At 35.8% G+C, this 11,652-nt stretch carries 8 protein-coding genes; 3 read left to right on the forward strand and 5 right to left on the reverse strand.

The genetic code is table 11. The annotated features are described in order from the left end of the window. The 3 genes from ABY905_RS08815 to hcp all read right to left on the reverse strand — a co-directional run. Positions 1-1,256 (reverse strand): cation:proton antiporter (locus ABY905_RS08815; RefSeq protein WP_372642646.1); only part of this gene is annotated, 1,256 nt, incomplete at its 3' end. 136 nt (positions 1,257-1,392) lie between these two features. Then, positions 1,393-2,895: a PepSY domain-containing protein gene (locus ABY905_RS08820; RefSeq protein ID WP_372642648.1), complete on the reverse strand. Its 1,503-nt coding sequence runs from the start codon at positions 2,893-2,895 to the stop codon at positions 1,393-1,395. 236 nt (positions 2,896-3,131) lie between these two features. Next, positions 3,132-4,778 (reverse strand): hydroxylamine reductase, encoded by a 1,647-nt coding sequence (gene hcp / locus ABY905_RS08825; protein WP_372642650.1) that lies wholly within the window; start codon positions 4,776-4,778, stop codon positions 3,132-3,134. Positions 4,779-5,146: 368 nt separating this feature from the next. On the opposite strand from hcp, the gene ABY905_RS08830 reads away from it, so the two are divergent. Both ABY905_RS08830 and uvrB read left to right on the forward strand, forming a co-directional pair. Further along, a complete protein-coding gene (locus ABY905_RS08830) occupies positions 5,147-6,166 on the forward strand; it encodes a hypothetical protein (protein WP_372642652.1) in 1,020 nt (339 codons plus the stop codon). 117 nt (positions 6,167-6,283) lie between these two features. Continuing rightward, complete coding sequence (gene uvrB / locus ABY905_RS08835) at positions 6,284-8,296, forward strand: excinuclease ABC subunit UvrB (protein WP_372642654.1); 2,013 nt, start codon at positions 6,284-6,286, stop codon at positions 8,294-8,296. 86 nt (positions 8,297-8,382) lie between these two features. Here the strand turns inward: uvrB and ABY905_RS08840 are convergent, their stop codons facing one another. Continuing rightward, the gene (locus ABY905_RS08840; RefSeq protein WP_372642656.1) at positions 8,383-9,243 is read right to left on the reverse strand and encodes an RNA polymerase sigma factor RpoD/SigA; all 861 of its coding nucleotides are present in this window, start codon (positions 9,241-9,243) and stop codon (positions 8,383-8,385) included. Positions 9,244-9,354: 111 nt separating this feature from the next. After that, positions 9,355-10,791: a trypsin-like peptidase domain-containing protein gene (locus ABY905_RS08845; protein WP_372642658.1), complete on the reverse strand. Its 1,437-nt coding sequence runs from the start codon at positions 10,789-10,791 to the stop codon at positions 9,355-9,357. A 147-nt stretch (positions 10,792-10,938) separates the two neighbouring features. Here ABY905_RS08845 and dapF point away from each other — a divergent pair. Continuing rightward, the coding region (gene dapF / locus ABY905_RS08850) for a diaminopimelate epimerase (RefSeq protein ID WP_372642660.1) at positions 10,939-11,652 on the forward strand (714 nt) is incomplete at its 3' end.

Below are 11,652 nucleotides of genomic sequence, written 5' to 3' on the forward strand. Positions count from 1 at the left end.
AGCATTTCTTCTTCAATAATTGGATTAATGATTAAAGGAATATCCTGAACAATGGCAGAATGGATTAGTCCCCAAGACATAATCAGGCTAGTTGAAATAATGATAAACAAAAGAATACCAGGATCAAAGGACTCGTTACTATATTCTTGAGGAATGGCATAATATAGCAAAACCGTAATTAACCCTCTTGGCGCTATCCATATTTGCGGGAAAATATCAAAACCCATAAAAGCACGAAGAAATAACCAACGTATGGCATAAATGCTAGCCAATAGCATTAAACTAATCTCCAACACCCTAAAATCGAAAAGATTAGAAACTACAATACTCAAACCAAATATTACGAAAAAAAAAGTTCTGACAACAAAGGCTGATTCCATTGTTATGACATGCAACTCTCGTTTGAGAACTTCAAACCTCTCCTTATGAAGATATTTTCGTAAACGACCACGATAAAACAATTCGTTATTTTGAGCAATTATTCCAAATACTAGAATAATAATTAGTGGTGATAAGTGTAACATTTTCCCTACAGCATAAAGCAAAACCAAAAGAGAAATCAATAGGAATAAATGTGCTCCATCTTTAATAAACTGGAAGAGATACAAGAGTAGATAACTGGCGGTAAAAGCGACTATGCAAGAAACCACAATACTTATTCCAAAACTTAGAATAGGATGCATAACTTCTGATGTAGCTAAAGGATCTGGATTTTGAAACTCGATAACATTCAAAACAAAATAGAATAGCATGATCCCTATAATATCAGAAAAAGTACTTTCATAAACATGAAATTCCCTTTTTTCTTCACTTAGTTTTCCAACACTTGGAATAATAATAGCACTAGATAGGATAGATAATGGCGTAGCATACAAAACGGATGTAAGCCAGTCCATATTAGGAATCATATAATAAATAATAGCTGAAGCAACAAGCAAAGACGCTGCCAAACCTAAGGTGGCAACAAGCAAAGACCTAATAATGACATTAATTTTCTCTTTCTTCAACTCTAAGTCAAGTGCAGCCTCTAATACGATCATAATTAAACCTATAATCCCAATCACTTCGAGTATTGGGAAAAAATTAATTTCTGGCACATGCATTAACTTTATACCATACTGAATTAGAATACCCAAACCAATAAGCATTAGAACAGATGGAATATGAGTTTTGTTTGCGATTTTAGTAAAAATAAAGGAGAGCAAAATGATTAAACAGCCTGCAATAATTAATTGATATGAGTCGAATTCGAACATTTGCAACAGATTAAGATTGATTTCATATCGAAAATAAACATTTTTTTAAGATAATCAGACTATACAATCCCAATACAGATGAATAAAAAAGCTCCGAGAAAAATCGAAGCTAAATTCAATCCGTCTTTTTCTATCATTAGTTTCTTCTCTTCAAGTACAATACCAAGCCAGTAATTAGAATCCAAAGTATAGTCAAGCCGGCTAGAGGAATAAATAGAATATAGAATTTTCCAAATATGTATTGATATATTCTTCCCGTATGAATCTCTAGACAAAGATTCCACAAAGACATTGGGGCTTTTTGAATTTGCTCAGGCATATTCACAAAGTGATTTTCGTCAGTCATATTCCCCACCCCTAAATTGTAGTCGAAAACAAATTCACGTCCATCTGAATCACGCAAATAACCAGCAATTGGATGAGATGAAATAGGCGGCCCCATTCTTTTAATTGGCACATGAGGCGTCTTTGTAAAATAATCGAAGATTAAAGCCCTTTCAGGAATCCAATAAAATAAGCCAGAAAAAGAGCCAACCAGATATTTACCAGGTTTTACAACCTCAAAAACATTAACGCCCATGACTGAAACAGGTGCATGATTTGGGAATGATACAGGTGCGGTCTCGAAGAAATTATCTGAATAATAGATACCCTCATTGCTAGCTAAAAGCACTCTATCCAACTCCTCATCATAAGTTATTCTTCTCAATTGATCGTACCAGGGATTAGGATCATCAAGGTGAGTAAAAGGTAGTTTATCTACTTTGGCATTTGCAATGGAGATCAATAAAGGTGGGCGTAAAAACATACCCGTTAGGGCAGATAATATCAGAAAGATAATCATCCAATAACCTAAACGATTGTGCCATTTCAAATTGAATTTTAGAAACTTAACCTTCTCCTTGGTGCCTTGACCTTTAGTTTTCAATCGTTTCATCCATTTAGGATAAATAAAATAGATGATTCCTGAAATCGAGAGAAGTATAAAAATCAAGCCAATGAAATCGACAAATAGTTTTCCAAGCAAACCAAAAGCTTCGCCAGAATGCACCTCCCATAAAGTTTTAAACAAGGAAATTTTACCATCATAGTTGGCTTTAGCCAAAAGGTTAAGCGTTTCAAATCCTGAAGAGTTTTGTTTCAATAAATGAGAACGTGTCAATACATAGAAATCACCTTTAACTTCTAGTAAATCCACAACACGTTTTTCTGATACAGGTAATTCAATCTTAAGCCAAACTTCATTTTTAAACTGATAAAGTCCTAATAAAGTCCCTGCATAAAGTTCTCCCGAGCTTGTTTTAAGTATTTTCTCAATTTTACAATTATCAATCCCTTCAGGGAATCCTTGATTAAAATTCTCAAAGCTTTTATAATTGTCTGATGTCTTCCAAACACCAACATTACCATAGATTAATGCCGTGTCTCCATCAAGTTGTAGTCCTGATTTTACAGCAGCCTTATTCCAATTCTTGTATTGATATTCGCTTCCTAAGTACTCTCTATTTAAATCTACCGACGAAAAGGTTTCTCGATGATTCATCACGATACCCGAGAATGCAAACAATAGTATAAATAGAGTGAGAACCAAGGATGGCCACTTATGATGCTTCTTAAAAAACTTTGTCCAATTCTTCATTGATAACTGTATTTTGAGAATTTAAACCTATGCCTAAAATATACAAAAACTGCTCAAAAAAGAATGAACACTCTTCTGAACAGTTTAAGTCATTAACCCAAATATGATCTAACGCCAATCCTATTAACAAGATTTTTGTCAATCTATTTGATAGTCTCCTATCAAATGCTTGTAATGGATACATAGTGACCTATTAGCCACTATGTACCTATGATTCTAGTTGTAATATTTAATTTTTAGTTAAGGAACAATTTCATGTCCTCGTCAACAGTTCCAACACCTGCAATACCGAAAGTATCAATTAATACCTTAGCTACATTTGGAGAAAGGAAAGCTGGCAATGTAGGTCCCAGGTGGATATTCTTAACACCTAAAGAAAGAAGAGCTAATAATACAATAACAGCTTTTTGCTCGTACCATGCAATATTGTAAGCAATTGGTAGATCGTTGATATCGTTTAGTTCAAATACTTCTTTCAATTTCAATGCGATAACTGCTAATGAATAAGAGTCATTACACTGACCAGCATCCAATACTCTTGGAATTCCACCGATATCGCCTAACTCTAATTTGTTGTAACGGTACTTAGCACAACCTGCAGTTAAAATTACGGTGTCTTTTGGTAAAGCAGCAGCAAATTCAGTATAGTAATCGCGACCTTTCATACGACCGTCGCAACCTGCCATTACGAAGAACTTACGGATAGCGCCTGATTTTACAGCATCAACAACTTTATCAGCCAATTGCATTACTTGGTTATGAGCAAAACCACCTACGATAGTTCCGTTCTCAATTTCAGTTGGAGCAGCACATTTCTTAGCTAGCTCAATAATTTCAGAGAAGTCTTTCTTTCCGTTCTCATCAGCATCAATATGCTTGAATCCTGGGAAACCAGATGCTCCTGTTGTATATACTTTATCTTGGTATGTAGACTTCGCAGTTGGAGGAACAATACAGTTGGTTGTAAACAAGATAGGTCCGTTGAAAGTCTCGAACTCTTCGTTCTGCTTCCACCATGCATTTCCGTAGTTACCTACAAAGTGCTTGTACTTTTTGAATGCTGGGTAGTAGTTAGCTGGTAACATCTCAGAGTGAGTGTAAACATCAACACCAGTTCCATCAGTTTGTTTCAATAACTCTTCCATATCCTTAAGGTCGTGACCTGAAATTAGGATACCTGGCTTATCGCTTACACCTATGTTTACCTCAGTAATTTCGGGATTACCATAAGCCGTTGTATTCGCTTCGTCAAGAGTTGCCATGGCAGTTACACCATTAGCACCACATTCCATAACAAGAGCAACTAATTCGTCAGCATTTAAAGTATCGTCAGTAGTTGCTTGTAAAGCTTTTTGCATGAATGCATACATTTCAGCTTTCTCAAGACCTAAGTTATATGCATGCTCAACGTATGCTGCAAAACCCTTTAATCCGTAAATCAACAATTCCCTTAATGAACGAACATCCTCGTTTTCAGTTGAAAGAACACCAATGAAACGTGCTTTTGCATCAAAATCGTTTTCAGCATCAGCAAACCATGTTGCAGAATGGTGAAGGTTTTTGAAAACAACACCAGCCGCTTCAGCTTGAGTTTTGATCTCTTCACGCAGTATTAAACCTTCGCGAATAGCTGCAACAAATTTTACTTTGTCGAAGTTGGCGTTGGTAATGGTCATGAACAAACCAGTCATGATAAAGTTATTGACTTTCTCGTTTTCAACACCTGCTTCACGAGCTTTGGTACTGAAAACAGAGATACCTTTCATTACATACATCAGTAAATCTTGAATGTTTGCAACCTCATCGGTTTTTCCACAAACACCTTTAACTGTACATCCGGTTCCTTTAGCTGCCTCTTGGCACTGATAACAAAACATAGCCATAATAATATTTTTTTAGTGTGAAGATTTCTGAATACTAAATTTAAGCAATCGAATGAGAAATGTCTAATTTATTATCGATGAGCATTCCTCCCTTGCGACACCACAAATATGAGGAAAGATATCAGCAAAAAGTGTAACGAATGTTACAAAGAGGAAAGTTTTAAGAGTTTTTCATCTGTTATTCTCTTTACTGGGTTTCAAGAAATCCAAACTTCATATATTTAAACGTGATATTAGGATTTTTTCTTCTAGATTCGAAGAATAGCAGTTGACTTTCCTCTAATCGATAATTTCATTAACTTTGAGGTCAGACCATAAATCCACAAGAAAACCGCCAAAAGATATAATCAAATTCTAATAATAAGCTCATGTTAAAAAAAGCTTTGCTTCTGCTTTCCGCTGCTCTCATTTGTTTTTCATCTTTTTCGAAAGGTAAAAAAGAAATAACTGTTGTATTCTACAATGTCGAGAACCTTTTCGATACAATCAATCACCCTGACAAAAGAGATAACGATTTCACCCCTATGGGTAAACTCAATTGGGATACCAAAAGGTATAGTGATAAGCTTTCCAAGCTTAGCTATGTTTTGAGCTCAATTAATAAAGAAGTGCTACCTGAAATTATTGGTCTTTGTGAGATTGAAAACAAAGAAGTTATTGAGGATCTTATTAAAGAAGAAAGATTAAAGAAAGGTAAATACCAAATTGTGCATAACGAAAGTCCTGATAAAAGAGGTATTGACTGTGCGCTGATTTACAAAAAAAGTGAATTTAAATACCTTAAACACGAAACTATAAATATTGAGTTTCCCTGGGAAAAGGAATACAAAACCAGAGATATATTATATGTACAAGGCTTAGTCGGAAGAAAAGATACTTTAAACATTTTCGTGAATCATTGGCCTTCACGCCGAGGAGGACAAGAAAAATCGGAGCCCAATCGAATTTTTGTAGCCAAACAATTGAGAAAAGCTGTCGGTACTATTCAAGCAAAAAACCCATTTGCTAAAGTTATCATCATGGGCGATTTTAATGATGAACCAACTGATAAGGCTGTAGTAGAAACTCTAAAGGCCGATAATGACAGAAATACAGATAATCCCATGGGATTATACAACCTCATGTATGATTTACAAGCCAATAACGAAGGTTCGTATAACTACAGAGGTGATTGGAATATGCTTGATAATTTAATTGTCTCTAATTCACTTCTAAACGAATCAAGAGGCTATCAAACCTTACACAATGCAGGCCGAATTTTTCGCAACAAATGGATTTGCTTCAAAAACAAAAAAGGGGTTTTAACACCAAATAAAACCTATGGTGGAACAAAATACTATGGTGGATTTAGCGATCATTTTCCTGTTTTTTTCAAGCTTAAGAAATAAATAAGGACTAAAATTATTTCAAATTAAGTTTCAGTAAAAGCTTTAGAGCATATGCATTTGATGTATATGCTCTCTTTTTATTAGCTTTACAGCCACAAACAAAGTAATTATTCTCGAATGGATTTCAAACTAGTATCAAAATTTCACCCCACTGGCGATCAACCTGAAGCTATCAAACAACTGACAGCGGGATTGAATGATGGTAATCCCTACCAAACTCTTTTGGGAGTAACAGGTTCGGGAAAGACCTTTACTATAGCCAATGTGATAAAGGAAGTTCAGCGACCTACTCTTGTTTTAAGCCACAACAAAACTCTAGCAGCTCAACTTTACGGTGAATTCAAAAATTTTTTCCCAGATAATGCCGTCGAGTATTTTGTTAGTTACTACGACTATTACCAACCTGAAGCCTATTTACCAACGACCAATACTTATATAGAAAAAGATCTTGCGATAAACGATGAGATTGAAAAACTGAGATTAAGCGCCACCTCTGCACTACTTTCGGGCCGTAGAGATGTTATTGTGGTTTCATCAGTATCCTGTATATACGGTATTGGGAATCCTGAAGATTTCCATGCAAATGTTCTAGAGTTGAAACAAGGCCAACGCATCTCGAGAAACAAACTCCTGCTTTCCTTTGTCGATGCCTTGTATTCGAGAAACGAAGTCGAATTTAACCGGGGGAACTTTAGAGTTAAAGGCGATACCATCGATATTTTTCCAGCTTACGCCGATTTTGCTTATCGCATTATCTTTTGGGATGATGAGATCGATGAGATCTACTCCTTCGATCCCTTAAACGGGAAAAAGATTGATCGCTACGATAGAATCACCATTTATCCCGCGAATATTTTTGTCACCAGTAAAGATAAAGTACAGAATGCCATCAGGATGATTCAAGACGATATGGTGGCTCATGTAGAATACATGAAAAGCATTGGTAAGCATCTCGAAGCCAAACGTGTTGAGGACAAGGTGGTTTTCGATTTGGAAATGATTCGAGAATTGGGCTATTGCTCTGGCATTGAGAACTACTCTCGCTATTTTGATGGCAGATCGCAAGGTTCACGCCCATTCTGCCTAATCGACTATTTCCCTGATGATTTATTAATGGTCATTGACGAGAGTCATGTTACCCTATCACAGGTAAGAGCCATGTATGGGGGCGATCATTCCAGAAAAGTCAACTTGGTTGATTACGGTTTTCGTTTGCCTTCAGCTCTTGATAACAGACCCTTAAAGTTTGATGAATTTGAGGCTCTCACCTCACAAACCATATACGTGAGTGCTACCCCTACTGATTATGAGTTAGAAAAATCGGAAGGCGTGGTGGTTGAACAAGTCATCCGTCCTACAGGACTTCTCGACCCAAAAATTGATGTGCGCCCAAGTCTAAATCAAATTGATGATTTGGTTGCAGAAATACATAAAAGAAGTGAAATTGATGAGCGCGTTTTGGTTACAACTTTAACAAAACGTATGGCTGAAGAACTTTCGCAATACTTTGCAGATTTGAATATTCGCTGTCGCTATATTCACTCAGATGTAGACACATTAGATCGTGTTAAAATTATGGAAGATCTGCGTCTGGGGCTTTTTGATGTTTTAATTGGAGTCAATCTTTTACGAGAAGGGCTAGATTTACCAGAAGTTTCATTGGTTGCCATATTGGATGCTGACAAAGAGGGTTTCCTTCGTTCTACAAGAGCCTTGGTGCAAACATCTGGCCGTGCAGCTCGTAATGTAAATGGATTAGTAATCATGTATGCCGATAGGATTACCAAATCGATGCAAGAGACTATCGATTCAACTGATTATCGAAGAGCGAAACAGTTAGCCTATAATGACAAACACAATATAACGCCAACACAGATTATCAAGGATAAAACCAGTATTATGCAAAATGGTCGTGGAGGTTCTGATCCCAAAGCATATAGTGGTCCTGAAACTATTGAGATTGCAGCCGATCCAGTTGTTCAATATATGAGCAAGGAAAGTCTTGAGAAGTCCATCGCTAAAACTAAGAAGTCAATGCAAAAAGCTTCAAAAGAACTTGATTTCCTTCAGGCAGCACAATTCCGTGATGAAATGTACAAATTGGAAAAACTCCTGAAAGAGAAATTATAGTTAAAATCATAAAACTCTTAAATAGCAAAGAGGCTATTGAAAATTAATTCAATAGCCTCAATCTATTTTTTCACAGTTCTAAACGATTAACCTAAGTAGGTTTTAAGTAGTTTAGATCTTGAAGTATGTCTTAAACGTCGAATCGCTTTTTCTTTAATCTGACGAACACGCTCACGTGTTAAACCAAATTTTTCGCCGATCTCTTCAAGAGTCATTTCCTGAATTCCAATACCGAAGAATAATTTGATAATATCGCTCTCTCTTTCTGTTAAAGTGGCGAGTGCACGATCGATCTCTTTAGTTAGCGATTCGTTCAACAAAGCACGGTCAGCAATTGGAGAGTCGTCATTAATAAGAACGTCAAGTAAAGAATTATCTTCTCCATCAACAAAAGGTGCATCAACTGAGATATGGCGTCCCGATACACGAAGAGTATCAGCAACCTTATCAGCAGGTAACTCCAATTGATCAGCTAATTCTTCTGGAGATGGTTTTCTCTCATGCTCCTGTTCAAACTTAGAAAAAGCTTTGTTGATTTTATTCAACGATCCTACTTGGTTCAATGGCAAACGAACAATACGAGACTGCTCAGCCAAAGCTTGCAAAATCGATTGACGTATCCACCATACCGCATAAGAAATGAATTTAAAACCACGAGTCTCGTCGAATTTCTCAGCCGCCTTAATCAACCCTAGGTTACCTTCGTTAATCAAGTCAGGTAGACTTAAACCTTGATTTTGGTATTGTTTGGCTACAGAAACAACAAAACGCAAATTGGCTCGAGTTAACTTCTCTAAAGCTTTTTGATCACCTTTTTTGATGCGCTGTGCCAATTCAACTTCTTCTTCTACAGTAATAAGATCCTCTTTACCAATCTCTTGCAAGTACTTATCAAGTGAAGCACTCTCGCGATTAGTAATTGATTTTGTTATCTTTAATTGTCTCATAGTCCCTTTTTCAACTCGAAATATTGCGCAAAATTAGCTCTTTTTAAATTTACAGCCAAAATTGAATAGCATTTTATTCTAGTTATTTATTAATTTGCGATTTCGAGTCCATTAATCTTCTGTCAAAGAGAAAGCATAATACTTATGCAATCCATTGGGATAAATACCCGAAATAAATATCCCCTCATCCTCTATCAAACTTAAAGCCTTACGAATATCATCCTCGCTAGAAATAGGCTTATTATTGATACTAATAATTATATACCCTTCCTTTATTCCTGCACGTTTCAATTTTCCATCAACCAATTTAATCACTCGCATTCCGTAAGGAATCCCTTGAGTATACATATCTATTTTTGATATCTTTTGAAATTTTGCGCCCAATAAATCGATCTGATTATCATTAATCAGTTGGGTACTACCAATCATATTACGTAAAGTTAAGTCAAAATGTTTCTTTTTCCCCTTTCTTTTTACTAAAATATTTATTTTATCTCCTGGAGCATATTGACTGATTCGTTCTTGTAACTCAGAACTTGTATTCGTTTTTTTATTATCAATTTCAATTATAACATCACCAGATCGGATACCCGCTTTATCTGCAGCACCATTCTCATTCACTCCATCTATATAGACTCCTGAGATCGCATCGAGTTTTAATTTACCTGCCAAATCCGCATCAATACTTCGAATCGTTACGCCTAGAAATGCACGCTGAACTTCGCCATACTTCTTTAAATCGGCAATTATTTTCTTAAAGATACTTTCAGGAATTGCGAAAGAGTAGCCAGAGTATGATCCTGTTCTTGACTCAATAGCCGTATTGATTCCAACTAATTGTCCTTTGGAGTTTACTAAGGCTCCTCCACTATTTCCGGGGTTAACGGCTGCATCAGTTTGCAAAAATGACTCAATACTCATTCTTCCTCCCATAATGCCAATATTTCTCGACTTCGCACTAATAATTCCAGCTGTTACAGTAGAAGTTAAATTAAACGGATTTCCAACCGCTAGAACCCACTCTCCAAGCTTTAAAGAATCAGAGTCTCCTATTTCCATTTTAGGGAAATCTTTGCCCTTTATTTTCAATAAAGCCAAATCGGTGGATGCATCCTGTCCTATTAATTTAGCCACGTATGATCTTTTATCATACAAAACAACTTCAATGCGATCCGACTTTCTTACAACATGGTTATTAGTTACAATATAGCCATCATCTGATATAATAACACCTGATCCTGCTCCAAAAATAGGTTGCGAATGATAAGAACGCCTGTTTCCAAAAAAGAAATCATATATAGAACCAGAAGACTGACCTTCATATTGAGTTTTAACATGAACTACTGATTTTACAGATAATTCAGCCGCATAAGTCAAATCAACCAACTTCGTATCGACATGTGTCACATTCGCAAATTTAGAATCTGTAGAAGTGGGTATCTCACTCCTATTAGCCTCTCTATCTTCCAAATAAATAAAAATAGACACAGCAATTAAACCTCCTACAATTGCGGTTAGCAATCTTCCTAAGAACATTTTAAAATTCATAATTAAAAGTTTATATTTATTTTAAAATTCCTAATTGTATGAACGTATTTGAATCAGTATTACTATTTTTGACATTAAATTAATATTATATCATCACTTTAGATCCATATATTATTACTACTTAACAATTATTAACAGATAATAAAAATGCAAATCTGCTTCTCCAAATACCAAGGTACTGGTAATGACTTCATTTTAATCGACAATAGAGATAAATCTTTTCCATCTGAAAATATTTCTCTTATTGAAAAATTGTGCGACAGACGTTTTGGTATTGGTTGTGACGGGCTTATGCTACTCGAAAACGAAGAGGGCTTCGATTTCAAGATGCGTTATTTCAACTCCGATGGTAAAGAAGGAAGCATGTGTGGTAATGGTGGACGTTGTATTGTTACTTTCGCATATCATCTGAATATCATAAAAGACAAAACACATTTTATAGCTGTTGATGGAGAACACTTCGCAGACATTAGCTTTCAGAATAATCAACTTATCGTTAGCCTACAAATGCAGAATGTTAACCATATCGAAAGTGGAGAGGATTTCTACTTCTTAAATACAGGTTCTCCACATTACACGAAATTTATTACTACTCACAAGGAATTCGACACCTATTCTGAAGGCAAATCTATTCGAAATAGTCAACGTTTTAAGGAGGAAGGAACAAACGTTAACTTCATATCAGGAAATAACAATCAGATTCAAGTTAGCACCTATGAACGTGGCGTAGAAGACGAAACCTATTCATGTGGAACAGGTGTTGTTGCTTCTTGTATTTCAGCAAAACAACAATTCAATACTGAAAGCAATCATTTCTTTGTTAAAACCAAAGGTGGAAACTTAGAAGTTTTCTTTGATCAC

This window comes from Ancylomarina sp., from assembly GCF_041555295.1.
GTDB lineage: Bacteria > Bacteroidota > Bacteroidia > Bacteroidales > Marinifilaceae > Ancylomarina.